We start from the raw sequence: 23,622 nt of genomic DNA, 5'->3' as shown, positions 1-23,622 counted from the left end.
AGCAAGTGTAGAAATAAAGAAAAATAAGCCCTTGTTGGATAATTTCCTCAAGTGAATTCACCTTCCTGAATTAAATCACTAATATTATAGCATGCAGAGTATAATGCAGGAGGGAAAGTCTTACAAATTTTTTAGGGAAAAACAAAAGACTTTGGCCAAGGATTATCTTTCTTTGTTTTCTACTAACTTGCCTTCCTGGTATTCTACTATCCACCTGTTTACAAGACCTACACTAATAACATATTTTCTCGCTACCCATGACTGATTGCCTCTTTTCATTGCCTCCTTTACAACCTGACATTTAAATTCGTTTGAATAACGTGTCCTTTTCATTCCAGCCTCCTTTGAAAACGCTTACATATTAACTGAATTTTAAGAAAATAATGAAAAGTTGTCAAGGGACCTTTCTCTCTATTCTCTGATTACATAAAAAAAGGCCTGCTATTTTCAGCAGGCCTTACTCTTATTCAGTGATAGTTTCGTGAGAATAATACGTTCGTTCATAAATATGTTCCACTTCGTCATCTGTCATAATGGAAAGTTTACTTTCCTCCATCCCTCTGATACGTGAAATAAATGAGATCATGTTTTTCCGCTCTTTTCTACTCATCTTTTCTCCTCCTCTGTTTCATAACATATTTTATTTTGTAAATGTATTATATAACAGGTGCAATTACAGTTCAATACTTTTTGGACTTTTTTTAAAATTTTTTTAGCTACTTTCTGTAACCTTTTTCGGCACGTATCGACTAACACATTGAAAGGGTAAAATAGCAAGGATTTAAGAAGGGAGCACTCATGAAACATTTATTATTTTTTATCACTATTTTAATGGTCAGCTTTATGGCATTAGCGGCTTGCGGTCAAGGGACAAGTCCTAATGAGGTCGATGAAGGTTCTGAAGTTGAAGAAACAACAATTGAAGAAGAAACAGAAAGTACAGGAGAAGAAGCTGCTGAAGAAGGAACTACTGAAGGTGAAGAAGAAGCTGCCGTTGAAGAAGCTGCTGAAGAAGAAACGGAAGACATTGAGGATGTAACAGAGGAAAGCACAGAGGAATCCACTGAAGAGTCTTCAGATGAAGCCGTTCAGGAAGAAGAAACTGAAGTCGACCCTGCTGCTGAGCATGAAGACAATAATGAAAGCAGCACAGAAGACACCGTACCTGAAGAAGGACAAGAAGAAGCAGTAAATGAAGAAGAAACTGAAGTTACAGATGAAGAAGAAGGAGTAACCGAAACCGTTTCCCTTTATTTTTCTGACGATCAGTTAATGGAAATTTATCGCGAAGAGCGTACAGTGGATGCGGAAACAGAGAGTGAACTTCCTCTGGCTGCATTAAGAAGCTGGGTTCAAGGACCTGAACATGAAAACCTTGTTTCTTTACTAGATGAAAATACAGAGGTACAGTCTGTCATCACAGAAAACGGGGTAGCTATTGTTTCTTTTAACTCGGCTTTCCTTGAGTCAAACCTTGGTTCAAGCGGAGAAATGGCTGTTATCAGCCAAATAACAGCCATTATGAAACAATTTGGATACAACCAGACTAAAATTCATATTAATGGCGAAGAACAAGAAACATTATTTGGGCATTTGGATGGAAGCGAACCATTCTCTCATGAAGGCGGAGAATACAGTACGATAAATTAATGCCCAAGAGGGTGGCACAAAACTGTTTCACTATGTAAATAAGGCTCCAATTATCATCTTTTGATAACTGGAGCCTTATTTTTGTTCAAAACTGTTAGATGATCCGGCTGGCGCGTGGTACTTTATCACGTTTACTATAATCAGGCAAACTCTATTTCGTTTTTTACCTGTTTTTTGCCTCTCACTAACATTCTGGTGACATACAAATTAGCATTCAGAAAATCCGAAGACTGGCTCCACGTCCATCATCATTCTTGGGAGAGAGGGCGGACAGCTGATTGAACGCAGAAAGCCATTGAATAATTCATCCGGCACGTCTTTTCTCGAGATCGTTGATTGTTCAAAAATCACGAGACACCTGCAGAAAAGCAAGCGCAAAAGCTCTGAAAAAGAAAAGAGGTTCTTTTCTTTTCCGGTTATTTAATAATAAGTACTGTACAAGGAGAAGTGTGAAGCACCTTTTCACTTACACTCCCCAGAATAAATTGCTGAAGAGAATTTAACCCTCTGCTCCCTAACACAATAAGATCACTCTGATTCGCAGCTGCAAAGGAAGTAATGCCCACGGCAGGATCGCCTCTTAGTATATGCTTATTACAGCAAACTCCTGATTCTATTACTTCTTTTTCTAAATGTTTAAGCCTTTCCTCCTTAGCTTTTGAAAGGCCCAGCCCTTTCCAGCCATCTGAAAAATCCACCTTCATATGTGATCCATCTACGACAAAAAGGAGGTCAACTTCCCTTATAACTCCTTTTAAATTTAAAACCTGAGTTATTGCTTTTATAGATAACTCTGATCCATCAACACCTACCACAGCTTTCTTGTACATCGGATCCCCTCCTTGGTATGAAAGGTTCGTTACCATTTTTACTTCCTTCTATGTAAAGAGCTTCAACCAAGGATTAAAAAGGAAATTTTACTCTTTAAAACTAACATCTAGGTAATGTTTCAATTGCGTTACGTCTGTCATTTTTTTTTAAAAAACAGCCTTCAGCCCTTAAATAAAGAGATTCTCACCTTAGAAAATACACTATGGTTACTTTTTCCTGAAGATATATGACATACCTCTTGTTACTATACCCATAGTGAAAAAAACACAAACAGGAGGTTTTTACCATGTTAAAAAAATTTACAGGAATAAAAGTTGCTGTTTTATCAGCAGCAGCATTTTTCACAATAGGAGCAGCTGCTCAAGCACAGTCTACTCATACTATTGAGAACGGGGAATCTTTGTGGTCAATCGCCAAGGACTATGGCGTTGCTGTTGAAGAGGTAAAGTCTCTTAACAACACAAACAGTGCCGCTGTTAACCCAGGTGAGCAATTAACTGTACCACAGAGCATCAGTGAAAATGAAAAAGATTTGCTGGCCCGTGTTGTGCACTCAGAAGCTAAAGGAGAGCCATACGCGGGAAAAGTAGCTGTTGCTACAGTTGTTCTTAATCGTGTGGAAAGTGATGAGTTCCCTAATACTATTAATGATGTAGTATACGAAGTTTCTCCTACTGGCAACTATGCTTTTGAACCTGTTACAAACGGCTCAATCAATAATCCCGCTGACAGCGAAGCGAAAAAAGCTGTCCAGGAAGCTCTTGCATTCGAAGGACAGGGAAATGGGTCTCTCTTCTTTTATAACCCAGCCACAGCATCCAACCACTGGATTGCTACCAGAGAAGAGACTATCCGAATCGGAGACCACGTGTTTGCTAAATAAGTAATTATCAGATAGCCTGGCGGAAGCCAGGCTTATTTTATACGTTACATTTTTAAATCAAACGTTTGTTTAACATCATTTATACAGCTTTACAAAGCCTTGGATGTGGTGGCCGGTCTTCTTCTTTATTCCTTAATTTATTTATTGTGTGATAAGATAAACGTTAACGAGTTTATGATGGAACCAAAGGGGTGACGATGATGGATTATACACAAATGTGCCCTAAGTATGAATCAGCAGTAGACATCTTAGGAAAAAAATGGACAGCCCTCCTCATTCGCGTCCTTCTTGCGGGTCCAAGGCGCTTTAAAGAAATAAAGAAGCAAATTCCTGATATGAGCGACCGGATCTTAACAGAACGCATGAAAGAACTGGAGCAGCATGGTATAGTTGAAAGAAGAGTTTTTCCCGAAAAACCCGTTCGTATAGAATATACATTGACAGAAAAAGGAGAATCCCTGGCTCCTGTAATTGAAGCCATACAAAACTGGGGAGAAAAATGGCTTTAATATTCGTTAGTTTTCAGTACTCTTACCATTAAGTCGCCTGCAGAATGTATAGAGAAAGGATGAGATATATGGGAGAGACGCATACCTTTTCACGAAAAGAAGAAATAGCTAACGCTGTTACCCATGGCATTGGCGTTGCTCTTAGCATTGCGGCCCTGGTGATTTTAGTTATTTTTGCAAGTTTTGAAGGAACAGCCTTACATGTAATCAGCATGTCTGTGTATGGTTCGACAATGCTGCTTTTATATGTTTCTTCTACACTTGTTCATAGCTTCCCTAAGGGAAAGGCTAAAGATATATTTGAAATTATGGATCACGCCTCCATCTATTTGTTTATTGCCGGGACCTACACTCCCTTTCTCTTTCACGTTCTTGAGGGAGCCCTGAGCTGGGCATTGTTTGGAACGGTCTGGGGGATAGCCTTAGTTGGTGTAGTGTTTAAAGCGTTTTTTGTAAAAAGATTTATTTTCCTTTCCACTCTTTTTTATGTATTGATGGGATGGATCATTGTCATTGCATGGATACCTCTCACAGAAGTGCTGCCGGGAGGCGGAGTTTTTCTGCTTGTATTAGGAGGGGTTTTTTATACCTTGGGTACCATCTTTTATGTTTGGAGAGGCTTTCCCTTTCATCATGCCGTATGGCACATTTTTGTGCTAGCGGGCTCGATTTCCCATTTTTTTGCTATATTCAGATATGTATTGCCTTTATAAAAAAGAGGCAGGGATTTAGGTCCCTGCCTCTTTTCCTTTATTAAAATGAATCTTTAATAATCACATCATCTACAGGGAATCGAAAAGAAGCTCTTGGCTCTCCTGTGGCCTTTCCAACTGCAATTAACATGACCGGGATATAACGTTCTGGGATGTTAAAGGTTTCAATCAGCTTCTCTTTATCAAAACCTTCCATAGGAACAGTATCATATCCTTTTTCTTTTGCTGCAAGCATAAGCTGCATCGATGCAAGAGAGCCGTTAATTAACGCTGCATCACGGTTGTAGCCCTCTCTCTCATAAGCCCCATGTATGCTTGTCACAATTTTTTCTTTAATTTCTTCAGTCATGGCTCCTTGTTTTAAGGCTTCTCCAAACACCACGTCAGCGTTTTTGTTAGCTTCTTTGTCCCCGAGAACTGCAATGGTGACAGAGCCATTGACTACTTGCTGCTGGTTATAGGCAATCGGAAGAAGCTCTTGTTTCTTTTCTTCTGATTGAAAAACAAGGAACTTCCAATGCTGCAGGTTCCAGGAAGAAGGAGCTTCTGCAGCCGCTTCAATAATTTCACGCAACGTTTCTTCAGACATTTGATGCTCAGGGTCGAATTTCCGTACTGAATGTCTTTCTTTCATGGTTTCAATAACACTCATGTTGAGTCTCTCCTTTCAGATGTTTAGCTTGCTCTATGATTGCATTAACATGCGTATTGTGCAACTAATATGCTCATAGAAAAGAAAACTCTCTTCACCACCCCTATGCCTTAATTTCACATCGTCTAAACGGAAAAAAACAGCAGTCCACAAAGGACTGCTGTAGTATTATAAGAAAGGCTTTATTAACGAGTGACAAACATTTGTGTCCAATAATGGCCGTAGCTGCCGCCTTCAACGTGCCCCACTCCAATGTGGGTGAAGTCTGCTCTTAAGATATTTTCCCGATGTCCTTGGGAATTCATCCAGCCGTCAACAACTTGCTGCGGAGTCCTTTGTCCTGCTGCAATATTTTCACCAGCTCCACGGTAATCTATCCCTTGTGAGCTCATCATGTCAAATGGACTTCCGTAATTAGGGCTGTTGTGAGAAAAGTATCCAGCATCTCTCATGTCTGCTGATTTTAACCTGGCTACGTCAGACAACTCGCTGTAGGATTCTAAAGGCGCTAATCCCCTTTGAGTCCTTTCCTCATTCGTTAAACGGATAACCTCTTGTTCAAACTCACTTTCAGACTGTGCTTGCTGCTGAACAGTAGGCTGTGCAGCTTGTCCACTTTGTCCTGGCAGCTGAATCACTTGGTTAGCATAAATCATATTAGCATTTTCAATGCTTGGATTTGCTTCAAGCAACTCATTGTAGTCAACCCCATACTGCTGTGAAATATTCCACAACGTTTCTCCCGGGTTAACCGTATGTGTATCCTGGTCTTGAGCCGTTGCCACGGTTGGGACAGCAAATAAAATGGTTAATGCTAGTAATGCTTTTTTCATAATCCTTGCACCTCCGCTATTCATTATGCCATAGATTGATAGAGAAGAAAGGGACGGGTAAAATTTCCCAGAGTGTAAGTTTTGCCATTACATATGGGATTTTCTAAGTTTTTTTCATCTATTACAATTTAGTTATACTTACGTAACAATTTTTAAAATTTGTTACACAGAAGTTAGGTACAAAAAAAGACTGGAGGATTCCCCCAGTCTTTTGAAAAGGAAACGAAAAGCTTAGCCTTCCATTCCGTCATCTTCCATACCGCCATCGTCTTCCATGCCGCCGCCATCGTCCATGCCGCCGTCATCTTCAACGTCCCCGCATGCACCTAGGACACCGACTGCTAGTACGCCTGTTAATAAAGAATAAAGTAGTTTTTTACTCATCATAAAATCCTCCTTTAGTCGTTTGGGCTGATCTTATGTTGCGATCTTTTCCCTTGCCTATACAATACCACAGGGCACTGTTTCTTAAAGGTGTTCTACCTAGTTTTTACAGTTTTATAGAATCGTCACATATTTAATTATACTTTTCACATTATTCACTATAATTTAATTGTTCTATCTCTTCTTCATTCTTGCATTTCATTTTGTATCTGTCTCTTTCCAGCCTGTAAATCTGGCGGCGAATAGCATTCCAGTCATCCATCGCAAGGGATAAGCTTCTCAAATCCACAACGAGCTGGTCTATCTCTTCTTTAGAAACATCCTCTCCTTCAAGCACCCTGGTTCTCAGCTCGTAAATACGATCTTCAATTTTTTGCGAAGAGTCATCCCATGAAAAGTAAAGGTGACGCTCCTCTATACCTTCGGCTAAAATGCCCATTACTCCCATAACTTGTTTCTCAGGACCTATAATTGATATATCAGTGGAGTGAAGAATGACTTCAATTTTTTCCCCTTCTATTTCCCCACGTACTATCTTCATTTTTTTTGCCATTTTTTTCTTAAAGATGTGTTCCTGCACCCAAATTAAAGCAAGAAACGGTACCCACAAATACTTTGGGGGATCAACTGGATAAATTTCTACATCATTCTCTATAAGCAGTTCTTGAACTTTTTCAAACACCAAGTCATATTTATCTTTCTTAATCATGATGGCAAAGTGTTTTAGTGAGCGTAAATTTATAATCTGTGGAAATCTGATTAATGGAACAATAATAATTAAGCATAATGCGAGCACACCGATTAAAAAAGCATAAGGGTACCCCATAAGAAGCTGTTTAATAGAAATTTTCTCATGCTTCCGATTTTCAACCCTGCATGTAATAGCGCCTGCAGCTATCGGTAAAAATATAAGTAGAGCAAGATTTATCCAAAAAACAATGGTTTCATTCTCTGGAGCAAATGGTATGATCATCTGGGCAAGTTCCGGAACAGCAACCCCCATTGCTATAAAGATCCAATATAATGAAATAAGCCCAACTAAACTTACTTTTGAGTCATCCTTGGAAGGCACCCTTCCAAAGAATGTAGCTGTAGCCATGCTGAATATTTTACTCAACGTTTTAGCTGAAACAATAATTACAAACCTGAACAACAGTTTCTCCTCCTTTCTTCCCTATGTAATTTCCCTGTCTTGGTCTCTTGTAACCTTAAGCTGTAAAGAATGATAAAGGTTTGTAACACCGTTTTCATTGCACTCTAAAATCAGGATGGATACACTAATATCTAGATATTAGGTACATACCATCTGCCATTCTTAATATTGTGGTATGATAGATACTGTGTTTTCTGCTTTTTATACGTCTATTTACCCACGCATCAATCCAAAGGTAACGCAATCACCATTCATATAGATTAGGCTAAAATCTAATACATTTGGGGGAACTTCAATGGGAGATAACAAAAGCTCAGCATTGCACTTGCTAAGTGCTCTTATAAATGAAAATCGCCATGCTTTATGCACAAAAATGGAAGAAAAACTTACAGAAAGCTCTCTTTACTTTCCTGAGGAAGAGGAGAAAAAGAAGGGTCTGGACACAGAAGTACGAGGCAGCTTTTTTTCCATGGTTGGTGATGCAATGATTTCTGAGGAAGCAGCGGAACCAAAGAAAAAGATTGAAGAATGGGCAGTACAAACAGCCTACAATTCAATTGATAACAATGTTGATTTAAATCAGGCTCTCTTAATCATGCCAATGTACCGTGATGTGCTAGAGGAATTAATAAAAGAACAAAGTACGCAACAGGGCTTTTCTATCGATACAGCATTTTTCCTCTACAAAAAGGTGAATCACTTCCTGGATTATGCCATTCACGCATTCAGTTATACTTTTGTGGCACACCACATTAAAGCTCTTGAACTGGCTAAGCAAGAAATGCAGGAAATATCTGTCCCTGTTGTCCCGATAAAAAAAGGAGTCGCTGTCCTTCCTATTATTGGTGATATGGATGATGAACGTTCAGAGTACTTGCAAAGCAAAACGTTAGACCGTGCAGCAGAGCTCAGTCTCAGCTATATTATTATAGACCTTTCAGGGATTAATACTATTAACACCTGGTTTGCCCAGCATCTGCTCAACTTAATCCATTCGTTGCAGCTCTTAGGGATTGAAACAAGCATTACGGGGATGAGACCGGAGCTTTCGCAAACTATTGTTCACTTAGGCATCACTTTTAAAGGTGTACCCACATACCTCACTCTTGAACAAGCACTCAGTCAAAGTCCTTATATGAAATAGGAATGAGTAACCAAGGCACGCTCTAAAGGAGAGTGCTTTGGTTATTTTTTCAGGGAATGATTGAGTCTGTCCAATGAATCCATTATGATAAAGAAGGCAGAAATTCAATGTTTGCCTTTATGGTCCTATAGAAAGGAAGCTATATATGAGTAAGTTAAGTAATGAAATTTTGTCTCGGAAGACATTTGCCATCATTTCACATCCTGATGCAGGAAAAACCACGTTAACAGAAAAGCTTCTTTATTTTGGGGGAGCCATTCGTGAAGCCGGTACCGTAAAAGGAAGAAAGAACTCCCGGCATGCGACCAGTGACTGGATGGAGATCGAGAAACAACGAGGAATTTCTGTCACAAGCTCAGTGATGGAATTTCTATATGAAGGGCACCAGGTTAATATACTGGATACACCAGGCCATGAAGACTTCAGTGAAGATACGTACCGTACCTTGACTGCTGCAGATTCTGCGACCATGCTGATTGACTCGGCTAAAGGAGTAGAAGCCCAAACAAAAAAACTGTTTAAAGTATGTAAAATGCGTGGTATCCCTATTTTTACTTTTATAAATAAATTAGACCGGCAGGGCCGGGATCCATTTGACTTAATGGAAGAAATTGAAGAGCTCCTCGGTATCCGCTCTTATCCAATGAACTGGCCTATCGGTATGGGCCAGGATTTCCAGGGCATTTATGATAGACACAATAAAAAGATCGAGTTTTTTAATCCAGAAGATCCCTCTCAGGTTGAGGTAAAAGAAGTGAGCGGACCTGGTGATCCCGTTCTCGCTGATCTTATCGACAGCCAGCTACTCGAACAGTTCCGAGAAGAGATGGAGCTTCTTGACGTAGCAGGAGATCCCTTTGAGCAAGAAAAGATCAAGACGGGTGAACTCACCCCCGTCTTTTTCGGAAGCGCTATTTCTAACTTCGGGGTCCAAAACTTTCTGGAGCATTTTCTTACTATGGCCCCGGCTCCCGTTGGCCGTCATAGCGATAAGGGTCTTGTTGATCCGGTTAATAAACATTTTTCAGGATTTATCTTTAAAATTCAGGCTAACATGAATCCTAACCACCGGGACAGAATTGCCTTTTTGAGAATTACTTCTGGAAAATATGAACGAGGCATGACTGTGAATCATGTGCGCTTAAACAAATCTTTGCGTCTCGCTCAGCCCACCCAGTTTCTGGCACAGGACAGAAGCATTGTGGAAGAAGCTTATGCTGGCGATATTATTGGCTTGTTTGACCCTGGTACTTTCAGAATTGGGGACACCCTTGTTGAAAAAGACTCTTTTTCTTTTGAAGAGATGCCTCATTTTTCACCCGAACATTTTGCTGCCATATCAGTTAAGGATGCGATGAAGCATAAGTCTTTTGAAAAAGGTATACATCAGCTGACAGAAGAAGGAGCTGTACAGCTTTTTCAAACGTACAACAAGATTCCAGAACAACAAATTGTCGGTGTAGTAGGGGTTCTTCAATTTGAGGTGCTTGAGTACCGCCTGAAACATGAATATAAGTCTGAAATCCGGCTGGATCGTTTACCTTTCTCTATTGCCCGCTGGGTAGACGGCGATGAAAAAGAACTAGAAGTATTTAAGAAGAAACAGCGGAACCTTGCCCTTGATAGAGATCAGAGAATTGTTGCACTCTTTGAAAATGAATTTCAAATGAATACGACAAGAGATAAGTATCCTAATTTGGTCTTCTCTGAAAACTCCTATATGAAACAATAAACAAAGACGAGGTCTGTCTCACAGGAGGCACCTCGTCTTTTTGTATATATGAGTATCCTTTAGATAGTACTTGGCTTTTTAATATCCCTGATGTCTTTTAAAGAGAAATTGAATTTATCTGCTTTCGCTCCCTTCTAGCTCCTGCATGGCCTGCCGGGATCGCTTAAGCCTTTTTAACAGGAATGGAAGCAGGGACACCAATACAATAAGACCAAACCCGATAAATATAATGGTGAAATCCCCGCTTACGAGACCTGCGCCAAGAAATGTATAAGCAAAAGCACCTGGTATGATTCCAATGGCAGTGGCAGCAAGGTAGGATAAAAAACGAATCTTCGACACCCCTGCAACATAACTGACCAGGTCAAAGTTCAGAACAGGAATTAGCCTAAGCGTAAGCAAGTAGAGAAAACCATGTTCTTTTAATTCTTCCTGTATGACTTTTGCACGTCCTGACCACTCTTTACCAGCAATATTTTTCCCAAAAAGCCTGGCCACGAAAAAGGATAATGCTGCACCTCCAATCGCTCCTGCCATATTCAACACAACCCCAAGCCATGGACCAAACGCCAGTCCTCCCGCCATAGACATTACCGAAGCTGGAAAGAGGACTAAAGGACGCAGCGTGTATAGAAGAATGTATATGACGGGAGCCCACAAACCAAAGGATAAAACCCAACCTTGAATGGCACTCGGGTTGACCTGTATCACAGATACGTTTAACCAGGCCAGAAATATAATGAGGGTGAGAAGGACTCCAAGCTTAATTATTGTTTTTTTATTCATAGAACTATACTCCTTGTCTTCACAGTACCTTCACTTCCCCTTTCCCGTTCTTTTTCCTCCTTAATCTCTTCAGCCTTTTCATGTAAAACATGTCTACATTAAATTATCTAAATTTTCATTCTATTTGTTCCACCTGAAACATTTTACTTTTTATTGGAAAAGCACCTTCAATTATTCGAGTTTTTTCGTCCTACGCGGTATGATAGATAATGGGTTATGAAAGGTAAAGCATCGTTATTGTTTCTGCTTTCAGAATTAAAAAGAGACCTGACGGGGTTCTTTTTACATTTGACAGCGGATGTGTTGAACGTTACAACTAAGTAAGTCAATTTCTTCAAAAAACCGAGGTGACCAACATGAGTATCGTAGCTATTGATATGGACGGGACATTACTTAATTCTAATGGAAAGATTTCAGCAGCCAATGCTGAAGCATTAAAGAAGTTAAAACATAAGGGATATAAAGTCGTGATTGCGACAGGAAGAGATGTAGATGAAGTAAAAAGGCTGACGGGAAATGCAAATGTGCAACCCGACGGCATCGTTTCTATAAATGGGGCAGTCGTGGAATGGCAGGACGAGGTTCTCCGCGAAGCAACGATGCAAACGAAAGATGCTGCCGACCTTCTTGAATGGCTTGAAAACAAAGGCTATTATTATCATGCATACACACAGGAAGGTATTCATGCTTCTGCCCAGGGTAAAGATTTTTATGAAAATGACATCAAGGAATTTACGAAGAATAAGGAAGATGCAGAAGTCATTAGTGAAAGAATACGACAAAAAGCTGATGAGCAGATTAAAGACCTTGTTATTAAAGACATGCCATCTCCAGAGGAGTTAAAATCGAATCACTACAAGGTTTATAAGTTCTTAGTCGTTTCACTCCTTGAAGAAAAACTGCATCAGGCTCGTAAAGTATGGTCAGGAAGAGAGGAAATTTCAATCACTTCTTCCGGTCGCGACAATATTGAGATTATGCATCCGGACATTCAAAAAGGGAAAGGGCTGCTGTCTGTCCTTGAACATCTCCATATTGACGCCGAAAATAGCTTTGCCATTGGAGACAATTACAACGACCTTCCCATGTTTAACCTGGTTGGAACCAGTATCGCGATGGGAAATGCTGAAGATGATGTAAAAAAAGTCGCTACTCACGAAACTGCTCATCATGATGCAGACGGTGTGGCCAAAGCAGTTTATGACATCATTTTAAAATAACTTTTCCTCTTTTCTTTTTTCCCTGTTATAATTGCCTGGGCCCATAATATAATAATGGTAAATCTCCATCAGAAACGTGGCGGAGGCAGAACGACCCGTTGTGCTTGCCCGCCTTTTACGCCTATTTTCGGCATTCTCTCAAGCAGTAAAGAGCAGCTTTTTAGAGCTGTATTGAATAAAAAAAACAGGACTGTCACTGTTCACGGGAAGAACAAATAACGGCAGCGTCTCGGCCATCTGGCAATGGATATGCTCCATTGCCCTTTTTTAGTGACAAATGTTTCAAGCTTGGAGAAAAAATTCGAATAGAAAGGAAATTGCATAATGACAGAACCATCCTTTATTTCCTTGATTCCGCCCCTTCTTACTCTTCTTATGATTATACTAACGCGAAGAGTTATTTTATCTTTAGGTGCCGGGATTGTGATAGGAGGTCTTATTTTAAACGACTGGAGTGTTGTCTCCACCATTGTTCAAATTACAGAAACTGCAGTCTCTCTTTTTTACGTTGACGGCGCTGTGAATGACTGGGAATTTTTCATCATGCTATTCTTGCTTTTTCTAGGCATGATGGCCGCTCTTATTACTTTTTCAGGCGGCAGCCGTGCGTTTGGGGAATGGGCTCTTTCCAAAGTAAAAACAAGAATAGGTGCCCAGCTCGCTACATTAGTATTTGGAATTCTTGTATTCATTGATGATTATTTTAATAGTTTAACCGTAGGACAAGTGAGCAGGCCTCTTACCGACAGACATAAGGTGTCACGAGCAAAGCTTGCCTATATCGTGGATTCAGCTGCTGCTCCTATTTGTGTGATTGCTCCGCTGTCAAGCTGGGGCGCCTACATTATAACGATTATTGCTGGAATCTTAGCTGATCATGGTCTGGGGCAGTATGGAGCTCTTGAAGCATTTATTTATATGATCCCAATGAATTTTTACGCCTTGACGGCCATCTTGTTTGTTTTTCTGGTTATTGTATGGAAGCTGAATTTCGGGCCTATGCGTACCCATGAATCAAGAGCTATCCAAAAAGGTGTATTGTTTGACTCCTCCAGAGGAGCGATCCCCGGAGACCACAAAACAGATATTAATGAAGGAAAAGGCTCAGTCATAGACTTACTTCTGCCGATTGCCGTGTTAATTGTGGGTACAGTGGTATTCATGATTATTACCGGAATACAAGGAACAGAAGGAGAAGCAACCGCTCTTACTGTATTTGCTGAAACTGATGTAGCATCCTCCTTGGTATATGGCGGACTGATAGGACTGAGCACGGCTCTCCTTTTAACTGCAAGAAAAAAACCATCTGTAAAAGGGGTACTATCAACCTTAGGAAAAGGCATTCAATCTATGCTTCCAGCAATTTACATCTTAATATTTGCCTGGACAATGGTTACGGTTATTGATGGTTTAGGAACTGGAGAATATTTAGCCGGAGTTCTAGATGGTACGGTTCCTGCGTACTGGCTGCCAGCTCTGCTCTTTCTTTTGGCAGGATTTATGGCTTTTTCTACCGGGACATCCTGGGGCACCTTCATTTTACTCCTTCCAATAGCGGGAGACATTGCAGCAGCCCTTGATATAACAATGATGCTCCCTGTTCTAGCAGCAGTTTTAGCAGGTGCCATTTTTGGAGATCATTGCTCTCCTATTTCAGATACGACCATTCTTTCCTCTACAGGTGCGGGCAGCCATCATATCGATCATGTATTGACCCAGCTTCCTTACGCCTTAGTCGTAGCGGCAGTATCCTTTTTAGGCTATTTAGTGCTCGGGCTGACAGGAAGCACTTTATTAGGTCTTACTGTATCTATTGTTCTCCTTATCCTCGCCGCACTTATGTTGCGTGGCCTTATAAAGCCTATAGACTCAGGGTCAGAATCTTCTATTTGACAGGAAAGATAAATTTAATAAAACTGCCTTGTTCTTTAAAGAAACCAAAGGACAGGGCAGCTTTTTTTAAGCCTGCAAATGAGTCATGTTTTTTCTTTTTACTTGCAGAGGGTGAGAAAATACTTACACTGACTTCCCTATTCAATTCTCTCTCTGCAATTCACAGTTTTCTCTTTCCAGTTTAGGGGCATACTTATTATAGAAGAAAGTTAATGTCTTGAGAGAAAGGATTTTGAAAATGGATGTACTTGTGATAATTCTGGCTATCATTGTACTCGCTGTTTATTTCTCACCGTTTATTTTTTCAAGCTTACAGGCGTCCTTTCCTTTTTTCAATTCCTTCATGAAAGTTAAGTACACTACAATTTTTGCGATTATAGCTGTCATGTTCGGACTTTATATGGATCCATTCCCAGTCCAGACCGTCTTTCTTGGAATGATTGCAGGAAGCTTTATGGATTTTTTATTACGAGATTAGAGGAGAGAGGTGCCTGGCACCTTTATGATGTGTAACATAATAAAATGCATTTTCCCCTTTGCACTAGGGAATTCAGCAATATTAATGTTACAAACCAAGAAGGTGCCAGGCACCTAAATAAAATCCCCCTTGGTGATAAGGGGGATTTTATTTATTTTACAATCATTACCGGACTTTGCACCCTTTTCGCTACTTTATGGCTGACACTGCCAAGCACCATGCTTTGAAGCTTGTTTAAGCCCCGGCTTCCTATAACTACACAATCATAGTTTCCCTCATTCGCAAACTCTACAATGCTAGGTCCTGGTTCTCCATGCTTTAAATGTATATCATAAGAAACGTTTTCTTCTTCAAACATTTCAATGATAGGTTTTAAACGTTCTTTTCGCTTTTTTTCGATTACAGCTGTATCGCCGAAGTGAATGACCTCAGATTTTGCTTTTTCCCCGTCTATTACATAAATGATATCAATGTGGCTGTCTTTATGACCAGCTCTTATACCCAAAGCGTGTCTGGCAGAACGTACAGCATTTTCAGAGCCGTCTGCAGCCAAAAGGATTTTTTTGTACATTGCTGATCTCCCCCTTTTAGTATTATTATATATGAAAAAAGTGCGCATTACTGCGCACTTTTCCCTTAATGGCCTGATGATAACCCTTCAAGCCTTTTCATAAGGTTTGAACTCTCCTGGTTCAAGCCGGTAAAACTGACTTCAACGTTATTTTGCTCATACTTTGCTCTTACTTTTTCCAAAGCCTCGACGGCGGAGTCATCCCATACGTGGGCTTTTGATAAATCAAGCTCCACTTTCTTCACATTCTCCTGGTAATCAAACCCTTTTGTAAAGTCAGTTACTGATGCAAAGAACAGTTGACCGTCTATATGGTAGACTTTTTTCTCTTCTGCTCTGATAAAATGCTCGGTTACTTTTACTTTAGAGATCTTTGCGGCAAAGAAAATCGCACTTAAAATTACACCGGCAAATACCCCTTGCGAGAGGTCATGAGTGACCACGACTGTTCCCACCGTAACCAGCATAACTGCCGAGTCAGTCTTTGGAATTTTAGGAAGCATCCTAATGGATCCCCAGTCAAATGTACTGATTGACACCATAATCATGACACCTGCCAAAGCAGCCATCGGAATTTGGACAACCAGATTACCAAGGACAATGATCAAGAACATGAGAAACACACCGGCAACCAAAGCGGATAACCTTCCCCTTCCTCCTGACTTCACATTAATAACAGATTGTCCAATCATGGCACACCCTGCCATCCCGCCAAAGAAACCTGTCACTACATTGGCGTAGCCCTGTCCTCTGCTTTCTTTGTTTTTATTGCTGTCCGTATCTGTCATATCATCAACAATTGTTGCTGTGAGCAAGGACTCCAACAAACCAACAACAGCAAGAGCCAGCGAGTAAGGAAGTATAATCATTAATGTTTCCATATTTAGAGGAATAGAGGGAAGCAAAAAGACTGGCAATGTATCAGGCAAAGCCCCCATGTCTCCAACAGTCCGAACACCTGCATTCATAAAAACAGCAATAGCTGTCACCACAACAATGGCAACTAATGTCGACGGTACCGCTGAAGTAACTTTAGGGAGCAGATAAATAATGGCAAGCGTTAAAGCAACCAGTGCATACATAATCCATGTTTCTCCCACAAAATGCTCTAATTGTGCCATAAAAATTAAGATGGCAAGAGCATTCACAAACCCCACGATCACAGCCCTTGGGATAAACTTCATAAAGACGGCCAGCTTAAACACACCAAATAATATTTGGATAATTCCCGTAAGAATGGTAGCAGCAAGCAAGTATTGAAGCCCATGATCTGCTACAAGTGTAACCATTAACAATGCCATAGCTCCCGTAGCAGCTGATATCATGCCTGGGCGTCCACCAACAAAGGCAATCACCACTGCAATACTAAAAGAAGCGTATAACCCTACCATCGGATCTACTCCTGCAATGATAGAAAAAGCGATGGCCTCTGGTATAAGGGCCAAAGCCACCACAATTCCTGCAAGAACATCCCCTTTGACATTCCCAAACCACTCTTCTTTCATCTTTGCTGTATTCACTTTTTTGTTTCGCACCTCTTTCTAATTTTTTACTCATTTGCATGGATGAAATTAGAAAGATTATTTTTTTAACCTGCCATTCACATAACAGAGTACCGTTCTATTATTTACAATCTGCTAATTTCAGCTAGGTTATCCGTCCGTTTCCCTCTCTTTTAACATCTTGTGCGCAGAGCATTTCATCTAAGATTCTTGTCCCTAACAAGAATCGGCGTTGTGAACAAAAGAAGTGTAGCATATTTACAGCTATACCGAAAGTCCCATGTAAGTCAATTACATGATTGCATTTCTCTCATTTTCTCTTTTATTCCCCTTTATATGTTAACTTTCACAAATGCCAATAATCTTTCTCCAGCCTGTTTATGTCTTGCCTTCAACGGGTATAGGTCACTCATTACTCATTACTTATGATTAATTAAAAGGAGTTTTTTCATATGAAACGTTCTTTCATTGCTATGTCTTCCTTAGCCCTTGTGCTGGCTGCCTGCGGAGAGGGAGAAGATAACGGTGCAACAGAAGGAGATACAGAACAAGAAGTATCTGAAAATGTCCAAACAGAAGAAACAGACCAGGAGGAGCCAGAGGAAACAGGCGATTTAGAGGACGATGAGCAAACAGAATCACCTGATGATGAAGAAGAGGAAAATGGGGATGAAGAAACAACTGACGACCTTAACGACACAAACGGTGACGAGGAGGAAGCATCTGCAGATGAATCCTTGCTTGATCGTGGCGTAGAAGAGTTCGACCTGGACATTGAATTTACTGATGGCAGCGAATGGGAATATGAATATGAAGAAAACGGAGATACAGAGGGCGAAATCGAAAAAGAAAACGGTGAGGAAGAAGAACAAGAAGGAGAGCAGGCCATCTCAGAATTAGAAGATCTTCTTGGCAGCCTTTATATTAATGAAGATATGTCTGATGATGAAATTATTGATGCAGTCCTGGAAGAACTTGATATCAGTCGTGACGAAATCGATGAATTTGAGCTTGAAATTGAGTTTCAAGATGGGACGAATCTTGAAGTAGAATTAGAACAATAAGCACGTAAATTTGGAAAAAGAGTCTGGCTCCGAGCCAGACTCTTTTTATGCTCATTTCTCCCCATTCCACTCCAGGTAAAACTGCTCGAGAAAATTCACCATAAACAAGTGTCTCTCTTTGCCTATTTCTTTTCCATAATCTGTATTCAATTTTTCTTTTAACAGGAGCAGCTTTTCATAAAAATGATTGACTGCGGAGCTTTGCCTTTTTTCGTATTCTTCTTTTGACATTGCTTCCTGAGGCTGCTCCCCTGGGACGTATATAGGATGGCCATGGGCTCCTGAAAAAGCAAAGGTCCTGGCAATACCAAGAGCACCAATCGCATCAAGACGGTCTGCATCCTGGACCACCTTCCCTTCAATGGTTTTCATTGGAGGGTTGTGGCCTCCCCTGAAAGACATTGTTGAAATAATTTCTAAAACATGATCTCTTTCTTCTTTACGAACCTGCTTGTCATCCAGCCAACCTGCCACTTTTTGAATACCATCCGCTTCTGTCTCATTAAATTTTGAGTCCGCCATATCATGAAGCAGAGCCGCCAGTTCACAGACAAAAAGGTCAGCCTTTTCTTCCCGGGCTATTGTTTTTGCCAGCTCAACTACTCTGTATGTATGCCACCAATCATGCCCGCTTGCCTCTCCTTCAAAGAAATCTCTTACCCACTCCTGCGCCTGCTTTACTATTTCTTCAGTCTGCATAAATACCACCTGTCTTTTCATTAGCCTGAATTCACTACTCTTTTATTATGTGGATTTTCTCAAAAAAGGTAAAGAACCTGGAAACGATTCTTCTCCCGGAAGGAACCCTCGATTTCCAGAACAAATCTATTTGGCAGACAAACTTAAAAGCCTCCATAGCAAGGCTATGGAAGCTTTTAAGTTAAATCACTGCCGTAAAGGGCTGAACTTTCACTGCTGAAGTTTTGAATCCGGGCATTCTGCACTGAGGATCCAATTCCCTAGGAATTAAGTTGTTTACATTCTGGGATTCGGCCCAGTGAAAGGGAACAAATACTGTATCTTCCCTAATGTCTGAAGACCATTTACTTCTTACAATGATTTCTCCTCGCTTTGAGGTAATTTTGACAAGACTATTGTCTTCAATCTCATACTTTCTTGCTGTGGAAGGATGTATTTCAATAAATGACTCAAAGAACCTGGCATTCAACGCAGATGTTTTTCGTGTTTGCACCCCTGTTAAATAATGCGCCATTACCCGCCCTGTCGTTAAGTACACTGGAAATTCCTCCGAAGGTTCTTCCTTTTTAATGGAAGGATCGTTTGAAACAGGCATCATTGCTGCTCTTCCATCAGCATGGTGGAACCGCTCTTCAAACAACCTGCTTGTTCCCTCATGATTTGTATCAGGGCAAGGCCACAGGATTCCTTCCTTTTCCTTAATACGCTCATAGGTCATGCCATAATAGTCAGCCATGCCGCCTCGAGAAGCTACGCGAAGTTCATTAAAGATGTCTTCCACTGTTTCGTAAGTGAAGTATTCTTCTTTTCCCATCACTCTGGCTACTTCACATAAAATCTTCCAGTCATGTTTCGCTTCTCCGGGAATCCTTCGCTGCCCTTCTCTGTGCATCACTCTTCCTTCCATATTAGTCAAGGTACCTTCATTTTCAAGGTAAGATGTAGGGGGAAGAATCAAGTCAGCTAACTCAGCTGTTTCCGAAATAAACATATCCACTGCAACTAGGTATTTCAGCTTTTTCAGGCCGTTTTTGACTAATGTGGCGTTAGGGTTGGAGACAATCGGGTTAGAGGCCATGAGAAACATCCCGGTTATTTCCCCTTGATGCACTTTTTCCATCATTTCATAGGCAGAAACCCCTTTTCCAGGGATATCTGTGTCCTTCACTCCCCAGACCTCGGCAATATATTGACGGTGATCCGGGTTTTCAATGGAACGATAACCTGGCAGCTGGTCTGATTTCTGGCCGTGTTCTCTTCCTCCTTGTCCGTTCGCCTGGCCGGTAATAGCTCCGTATCCACAGTTTGGCTTCCCAATTTTCCCTGTAACGAGAAGAATGTTTAGAAAATTACGTACAGCCATATGTCCATCCGTCTGCTGTTCTACCCCTCTTGCTGTAAAAATCGTGCCTGTTGCAGCCTTACCAAATTTCATTGCCGCCTTTTGAATTTCGGCTTCAGCTACACCTGTGGACTGACTAATTTCCTCTAACGAGAAAGAAGCCACATGCTCCTGAACCTCGTCAAACCCATTGGTTCGTTCATCTATGAAACTTTCATCGATGAGGTTTTCCTCTATTAAAACTTTTAAAATACCATTGGAAAGAGCAGCATCCTTGCCAGGTTTTACTTTCAAATGTAAGTCAGCCATTTTAGTCGTTCCTGTTTCTCTTGGATCAATGGCGATTATATAAGCACCATTTGCTTTGGCTTCTTCAAAGTACGGCATAATCGTAGGCTGGCAGTCAGCAATATTTGTGCCTGCTAAGATAATAACTTCAGACTCTGGAATTTCTGAGAGAGTGTTGGTGAGACCCCTGTCAATCCCAAATACCTTCGCCCCCGCTGAGGCAGCCGAAGACATGCAAAACCTGCCGTTATAATCAATATATTTTGTTTGAAGGCCAATGCGGGCAAATTTACCAAGTAGGTATGCGGACTCGTTGGTTAAAGACCCTCCGCCATAGACAGAAAGGGCATCCATTCCATCCTCTCTTTGTATCTCTGTGAAATTCTCTTTGATAAGGTGTAAAGCTTTGTCCCAGGAGATCCGATGAAACTGCCCATCTTCTCCCTTTGCCATAGGATAAGTGATACGATCCTTGTGCACAGCATGGTGGTGGGCATTGAGCCCTTTAATACAGACCCTTCCTTGCGTAGTTGGGTTATCAAGCCCCTGGGCTGAGTATTTCTTTCTAGTAACTACAGTCTGCTCTACCAGTTGAATCTTACATTGCATGCTGCAAAAAGGGCACTGAGTGTTGTACACTTTTTCAGCTTGAACCTTTTGTTCTTTTTCTCTAAAATATTTCAGCAATAAATCAGTCATGGAAACTCCTCCCTCCTAAGCAAACCTTCTCATTCTTAGCTGGTAACCTCTAGTCCATACTTTTTCTCCATCCTGACATTTCTATCATGATCCAATCGCTCAAGCAGATGATCTTGAAGCTCACTATCAAAGAGAACTTCACGCAAATGTATCTCTGTAATTCTCTGTGCCCATTCGCCCACCGTTTCTCTGAAATTACCCGTTTCCCGGTAATACTGGATAAGCGATAAAGTGAGGATCATAGCGTCTTCACTTGTCTCCGCTACTGAAAGAAGCTCTCCTGTCTGTGGCTCGCCTTTTGTCGTTCCTCCGATGTACACTTCCCATCCTCTGTTCATTGGGACAAGCCCGATATCTTGAAGCTTGGCACCAGCACAGTCTTTCATACAGGAAGACACACTCACCTTAACTGTCGACGGTGTGTTTAAATACTCCAGTTGTCTTTCGATTTCTACAGCAAGCTTGGTTCCCTGCTCTTTTTCACAGTCGCACACGTGAGGACTGTGACTTGTCTGTACAGGGTTAATTTTATAGGCACCTGAGGGGATTAATTCTTTATTAAGTTTTTCATAAATACTGGCCAGATCACTTTCTCTAACTCCCTGAATATGCAGTCTCTGATCTTCGCCAATAGCCACCTCATGTAGGTTATACGCTTCTGCAAGATCGGCTAACAGTCGGAGCTGTTGTGGATTCGTAAGCCCTCCATATATCTTTGGGGTAATTGTGTAGGTTCCGTTTTGCTGTTTAACGGCATGCTCCTCTTCAGAAAACGTACGTTGTGCCTGATAGTTTTCATCAATCATTCCCAGATAATAATGCAATGCAGGAACACAGTCTGCACAGCCATCCTTACTATCCCAGGGAAGCGATTCAATAACCCCCTGCACACTTCTAAGGTTTTTTACCTGTATTTGCTGAACGACTTGTTCTTCCGTTAGGGAAGTACAAGAGCACATTGTTTTTCTTTCAATCTTTTCGTTAAAATCATCACTTTGGATGTACTCAAGAAGGTCTGCCACAAAAGGCTGGCAGCTTCCGCAGGATGTAGAGGCTTTGGTGCATTCTTTTACTTCGCCTAATGTTGTGCAATTATTTTCCTGGACTTTTTCTATGATTGTACCTTTGGAGACGTTATTACAATTACAGATGAGTTCTGTTTGTTCCATAGAGGCTACGGGACTGGTGCCTCCAGAAGCATTTTGGAGGAACGTTTTCTTATCTTTGTCTGACAGCTCCTTTTTCTGCAGCATCATGCCAAGAAGCTTGCTGCCCATGGAAATATCTCCGTAAAGAACAGCTCCTACAATGATTTCATCTTTAAAGAAGATTTTTTTATAAATGTTTTCCAGTCCATCGTACATTTGCAAAGTGGTTGTTTCTGTATCTTCAGTGATTTGCCCGGCTGAAAACACATCAACACCCGCTATTTTCAATTGTGTAGAAACAACTGAGCCTTTGTAGCCGTCACTCTGTTGTTCACATAGATTTCCAGCCAATACTTTCCCTTGTTCGTACAAGGGCTTTACGAGACCATAGGTCCGGCTTCGATGCTCGGCACACTCTCCAACCGCATATATGTTTGGTGTGTTCGTCTCTAAATAGTCATTTACTAAAATGGCTCGATTAGTATCAATTCCACTTGCGTTTGCTAATTCTATATTTGGCTTTACCCCCGCCGCCATGACAACAAGATCAGCCTCTATCATTTCCCCATTCTCAAACTGCAATCCAGTCACGTGGTCTTCACCTAAAAATTCTTTTGTGTTTCTGGAAAGGTAAAATTTCATACCCTGACTTTCAAGCTCTCTTTGAAGCATCTCGCCGGCCATTCGATCCAACTGATTATTCATTAAGTAGTCATCACGGTGAACCACTGCTACTTCCATACCTCTATTCAGCAGCCCTTTGGCAGCCTCCAGACCAAGAAGTCCTCCCCCTATGACCACTGCTTTGTTTACTGTTTTAGAGGCTTTTATCATTTGCTCACAATCCTCTATCGTTCGAAAAGAAATAATGCCTTCCTTTTCCACACCAGGCAAAGGAAGTATAAAAGGTACTGAACCAGTAGCCAGGATCAGTCGGTCATAATCAACTTCACGCCCTTTGTCCGTTACGATCATCCGGTTTTCACTGTCAATCTGCAGCACCTTTTCTCCCGTATAAAGCGTGATATTATTATCCTGATACCACTGCCAATCATTTAAGGTAATCTCTTCTACTGTGGAACTGCCTTGCAGAAGAGAGGAGAGCATAATGCGGTTATAGTTTATATGTGGTTCACTTCCGAAAATAGTAATCTCATATTTCTCATTATCTATCTTAAGTAATTCCTCGATACAGTGTAAGCCTGCCATTCCGTTTCCTACGAGAACTAACTTATTCTTGCCCATGGTGTACCTCCAACAAATTTATAATAAAAAAGGAAAGCCTGAGACAGGTTGCAATGACTAGAATATGCTTCTTATCTACTTGTTTATAGGGAAAATACAGGCTGCCTTTACAATTCCATATCGAATAGGGCAGCTGCTATTTAAAGATTTGATAATAAAAGTTGTGAAAACACAGAAAAAATAGTATAGTTCTTATATTTCCA

Annotated in this window: 23 protein-coding genes; 10 read left to right on the top strand and 13 right to left on the bottom strand. The window is 40.9% G+C overall.

All coding sequences use genetic code 11. The annotated features are described in order from the left end of the window. Positions 1-162: 162 nt before the first annotated feature. Both CEF17_RS18065 and CEF17_RS18060 read right to left on the bottom strand, forming a co-directional pair. Positions 163-333 (bottom strand): transposase, encoded by a 171-nt coding sequence (locus tag CEF17_RS18065; protein WP_083465429.1) that lies wholly within the window; start codon positions 331-333, stop codon positions 163-165. Positions 334-463: 130 nt separating this feature from the next. After that, positions 464-610, bottom strand: coding sequence for a BH0509 family protein (locus CEF17_RS18060; protein WP_100400705.1), 147 nt, complete (start codon positions 608-610; stop codon positions 464-466). A gap of 188 nt (positions 611-798) precedes the next feature. On the opposite strand from CEF17_RS18060, the gene CEF17_RS18055 reads away from it, so the two are divergent. Then, positions 799-1,650: a GerMN domain-containing protein gene (locus tag CEF17_RS18055; RefSeq protein WP_100400704.1), complete on the top strand. Its 852-nt coding sequence runs from the start codon at positions 799-801 to the stop codon at positions 1,648-1,650. Between the two features lie 416 nt (positions 1,651-2,066). On the opposite strand, the gene CEF17_RS18050 is transcribed toward CEF17_RS18055, so the two are convergent. Then, the gene (locus tag CEF17_RS18050; RefSeq protein WP_157843080.1) at positions 2,067-2,480 is read right to left on the bottom strand and encodes a universal stress protein; all 414 of its coding nucleotides are present in this window, start codon (positions 2,478-2,480) and stop codon (positions 2,067-2,069) included. A 287-nt stretch (positions 2,481-2,767) separates the two neighbouring features. Between CEF17_RS18050 and CEF17_RS18045 the strand changes: the two genes are divergently transcribed. The 3 genes from CEF17_RS18045 to trhA all read left to right on the top strand — a co-directional run bounded on the left by CEF17_RS18045 (position 2,768) and on the right by trhA (position 4,586). Next, positions 2,768-3,364 (top strand): cell wall hydrolase, encoded by a 597-nt coding sequence (locus CEF17_RS18045; protein WP_100400702.1) that lies wholly within the window; start codon positions 2,768-2,770, stop codon positions 3,362-3,364. Positions 3,365-3,564: 200 nt separating this feature from the next. Further along, on the top strand, positions 3,565-3,873 hold the full coding sequence (locus CEF17_RS18040) for a winged helix-turn-helix transcriptional regulator (protein WP_100400701.1): 309 nt from the start codon (positions 3,565-3,567) through the stop codon (positions 3,871-3,873). 68 nt (positions 3,874-3,941) lie between these two features. Next, complete coding sequence (trhA, locus tag CEF17_RS18035; protein WP_100400700.1) at positions 3,942-4,586, top strand: PAQR family membrane homeostasis protein TrhA; 645 nt, start codon at positions 3,942-3,944, stop codon at positions 4,584-4,586. Between the two features lie 40 nt (positions 4,587-4,626). On the opposite strand, the gene CEF17_RS18030 is transcribed toward trhA, so the two are convergent. From CEF17_RS18030 to CEF17_RS18020, 4 genes are all read right to left on the bottom strand, one after another. Beyond that, positions 4,627-5,238: a nitroreductase family protein gene (locus CEF17_RS18030; protein ID WP_100400699.1), complete on the bottom strand. Its 612-nt coding sequence runs from the start codon at positions 5,236-5,238 to the stop codon at positions 4,627-4,629. Positions 5,239-5,423: 185 nt separating this feature from the next. Beyond that, positions 5,424-6,071, bottom strand: a complete 648-nt coding sequence (locus tag CEF17_RS18025; protein WP_100400698.1) for a CAP domain-containing protein — start codon at positions 6,069-6,071, stop codon at positions 5,424-5,426. Between the two features lie 231 nt (positions 6,072-6,302). Continuing rightward, positions 6,303-6,455, bottom strand: coding sequence for a hypothetical protein (locus tag CEF17_RS20460; RefSeq protein ID WP_198509004.1), 153 nt, complete (start codon positions 6,453-6,455; stop codon positions 6,303-6,305). A gap of 151 nt (positions 6,456-6,606) precedes the next feature. Further along, positions 6,607-7,608: a hypothetical protein gene (locus CEF17_RS18020; protein WP_100400697.1), complete on the bottom strand. Its 1,002-nt coding sequence runs from the start codon at positions 7,606-7,608 to the stop codon at positions 6,607-6,609. Positions 7,609-7,903: 295 nt separating this feature from the next. Between CEF17_RS18020 and CEF17_RS18015 the strand changes: the two genes are divergently transcribed. Beyond that, positions 7,904-8,752: an STAS domain-containing protein gene (locus tag CEF17_RS18015; RefSeq protein WP_100400696.1), complete on the top strand. Its 849-nt coding sequence runs from the start codon at positions 7,904-7,906 to the stop codon at positions 8,750-8,752. Between the two features lie 145 nt (positions 8,753-8,897). After that, positions 8,898-10,484, top strand: a complete 1,587-nt coding sequence (locus tag CEF17_RS18010) for a peptide chain release factor 3 (protein ID WP_100400695.1) — start codon at positions 8,898-8,900, stop codon at positions 10,482-10,484. A gap of 114 nt (positions 10,485-10,598) precedes the next feature. Here the strand turns inward: CEF17_RS18010 and CEF17_RS18005 are convergent, their stop codons facing one another. Beyond that, the gene (locus CEF17_RS18005) at positions 10,599-11,270 is read right to left on the bottom strand and encodes a TVP38/TMEM64 family protein (RefSeq protein WP_100400694.1); all 672 of its coding nucleotides are present in this window, start codon (positions 11,268-11,270) and stop codon (positions 10,599-10,601) included. A gap of 356 nt (positions 11,271-11,626) precedes the next feature. Here CEF17_RS18005 and CEF17_RS18000 point away from each other — a divergent pair, with 356 nt between their 5' ends. The 3 genes from CEF17_RS18000 (at position 11,627) to CEF17_RS17990 (ending at position 14,861) form a co-directional block, all read left to right on the top strand. Further along, positions 11,627-12,490 (top strand): Cof-type HAD-IIB family hydrolase, encoded by an 864-nt coding sequence (locus tag CEF17_RS18000; RefSeq protein WP_100400693.1) that lies wholly within the window; start codon positions 11,627-11,629, stop codon positions 12,488-12,490. Between the two features lie 324 nt (positions 12,491-12,814). Beyond that, positions 12,815-14,383 (top strand): Na+/H+ antiporter NhaC family protein, encoded by a 1,569-nt coding sequence (locus CEF17_RS17995; protein WP_157843079.1) that lies wholly within the window; start codon positions 12,815-12,817, stop codon positions 14,381-14,383. A gap of 232 nt (positions 14,384-14,615) precedes the next feature. Further along, positions 14,616-14,861, top strand: coding sequence for a hypothetical protein (locus CEF17_RS17990; protein WP_232725548.1), 246 nt, complete (start codon positions 14,616-14,618; stop codon positions 14,859-14,861). A 151-nt stretch (positions 14,862-15,012) separates the two neighbouring features. Here CEF17_RS17990 and CEF17_RS17985 read toward each other — a convergent pair whose 3' ends face one another. Together CEF17_RS17985 and CEF17_RS17980 are read right to left on the bottom strand one after the other, a co-directional pair. Beyond that, positions 15,013-15,432, bottom strand: a complete 420-nt coding sequence (locus tag CEF17_RS17985) for a universal stress protein (protein WP_100400691.1) — start codon at positions 15,430-15,432, stop codon at positions 15,013-15,015. Positions 15,433-15,497: 65 nt separating this feature from the next. Then, a complete protein-coding gene (locus CEF17_RS17980; protein ID WP_442857443.1) occupies positions 15,498-16,937 on the bottom strand; it encodes a SulP family inorganic anion transporter in 1,440 nt (479 codons plus the stop codon). Positions 16,938-17,386: 449 nt separating this feature from the next. Here CEF17_RS17980 and CEF17_RS17975 point away from each other — a divergent pair, with 449 nt between their 5' ends. After that, positions 17,387-17,998, top strand: coding sequence for a YusW family protein (locus CEF17_RS17975; protein WP_100400689.1), 612 nt, complete (start codon positions 17,387-17,389; stop codon positions 17,996-17,998). A gap of 51 nt (positions 17,999-18,049) precedes the next feature. On the opposite strand, the gene CEF17_RS17970 is transcribed toward CEF17_RS17975, so the two are convergent. The 3 genes from CEF17_RS17970 to nirB all read right to left on the bottom strand — a co-directional run bounded on the left by CEF17_RS17970 (position 18,050) and on the right by nirB (position 23,419). Next, positions 18,050-18,718, bottom strand: a complete 669-nt coding sequence (locus CEF17_RS17970; RefSeq protein ID WP_232725547.1) for an HD domain-containing protein — start codon at positions 18,716-18,718, stop codon at positions 18,050-18,052. 160 nt (positions 18,719-18,878) lie between these two features. Next, positions 18,879-21,026, bottom strand: coding sequence for an assimilatory nitrate reductase catalytic subunit NasC (gene nasC, locus CEF17_RS17965; protein ID WP_100400687.1), 2,148 nt, complete (start codon positions 21,024-21,026; stop codon positions 18,879-18,881). Positions 21,027-21,061: 35 nt separating this feature from the next. Continuing rightward, positions 21,062-23,419, bottom strand: coding sequence for a nitrite reductase large subunit NirB (gene nirB / locus CEF17_RS17960; RefSeq protein ID WP_100400686.1), 2,358 nt, complete (start codon positions 23,417-23,419; stop codon positions 21,062-21,064). Positions 23,420-23,622: the final 203 nt, after the last annotated feature.

Origin of the sequence: Bacillus sp. FJAT-44742 (genome assembly GCF_002797315.1) — a bacterium.
Lineage (GTDB): Bacteria > Bacillota > Bacilli > Bacillales > Marinococcaceae > Thalassorhabdus > Thalassorhabdus alkalitolerans.
This window is presented reverse-complemented; position numbering and strand designations above follow the sequence as displayed.

Coding starts and splice junctions, on each gene's coding strand:
- CEF17_RS20460 (WP_198509004.1), bottom strand. CDS start 6,455: ATGAGTAAAAAACTACTTTATTCTTTATTAACAGGCGTACTAGCAGTC.
- nasC (WP_100400687.1), bottom strand. CDS start 21,026: ATGACTGATTTATTGCTGAAATATTTTAGAGAAAAAGAACAAAAGGTT.
- nirB (WP_100400686.1), bottom strand. CDS start 23,419: ATGGGCAAGAATAAGTTAGTTCTCGTAGGAAACGGAATGGCAGGCTTA.
- trhA (WP_100400700.1), top strand. CDS start 3,942: ATGGGAGAGACGCATACCTTTTCACGAAAAGAAGAAATAGCTAACGCT.
- CEF17_RS17995 (WP_157843079.1), top strand. CDS start 12,815: ATGACAGAACCATCCTTTATTTCCTTGATTCCGCCCCTTCTTACTCTT.
- CEF17_RS18050 (WP_157843080.1), bottom strand. CDS start 2,480: ATGTACAAGAAAGCTGTGGTAGGTGTTGATGGATCAGAGTTATCTATA.
- CEF17_RS17975 (WP_100400689.1), top strand. CDS start 17,387: ATGAAACGTTCTTTCATTGCTATGTCTTCCTTAGCCCTTGTGCTGGCT.
- CEF17_RS18040 (WP_100400701.1), top strand. CDS start 3,565: ATGGATTATACACAAATGTGCCCTAAGTATGAATCAGCAGTAGACATC.
- CEF17_RS17985 (WP_100400691.1), bottom strand. CDS start 15,432: ATGTACAAAAAAATCCTTTTGGCTGCAGACGGCTCTGAAAATGCTGTA.
- CEF17_RS18065 (WP_083465429.1), bottom strand. CDS start 333: ATGAAAAGGACACGTTATTCAAACGAATTTAAATGTCAGGTTGTAAAG.
- CEF17_RS18015 (WP_100400696.1), top strand. CDS start 7,904: ATGGGAGATAACAAAAGCTCAGCATTGCACTTGCTAAGTGCTCTTATA.
- CEF17_RS17970 (WP_232725547.1), bottom strand. CDS start 18,718: ATGAAAAGACAGGTGGTATTTATGCAGACTGAAGAAATAGTAAAGCAG.
- CEF17_RS18030 (WP_100400699.1), bottom strand. CDS start 5,238: ATGAGTGTTATTGAAACCATGAAAGAAAGACATTCAGTACGGAAATTC.
- CEF17_RS17980 (WP_442857443.1), bottom strand. CDS start 16,937: ATGAAAGAAGAGTGGTTTGGGAATGTCAAAGGGGATGTTCTTGCAGGA.
- CEF17_RS18025 (WP_100400698.1), bottom strand. CDS start 6,071: ATGAAAAAAGCATTACTAGCATTAACCATTTTATTTGCTGTCCCAACC.
- CEF17_RS18045 (WP_100400702.1), top strand. CDS start 2,768: ATGTTAAAAAAATTTACAGGAATAAAAGTTGCTGTTTTATCAGCAGCA.
- CEF17_RS18060 (WP_100400705.1), bottom strand. CDS start 610: ATGAGTAGAAAAGAGCGGAAAAACATGATCTCATTTATTTCACGTATC.
- CEF17_RS18010 (WP_100400695.1), top strand. CDS start 8,898: ATGAGTAAGTTAAGTAATGAAATTTTGTCTCGGAAGACATTTGCCATC.
- CEF17_RS18000 (WP_100400693.1), top strand. CDS start 11,627: ATGAGTATCGTAGCTATTGATATGGACGGGACATTACTTAATTCTAAT.
- CEF17_RS18005 (WP_100400694.1), bottom strand. CDS start 11,270: ATGAATAAAAAAACAATAATTAAGCTTGGAGTCCTTCTCACCCTCATT.
- CEF17_RS18055 (WP_100400704.1), top strand. CDS start 799: ATGAAACATTTATTATTTTTTATCACTATTTTAATGGTCAGCTTTATG.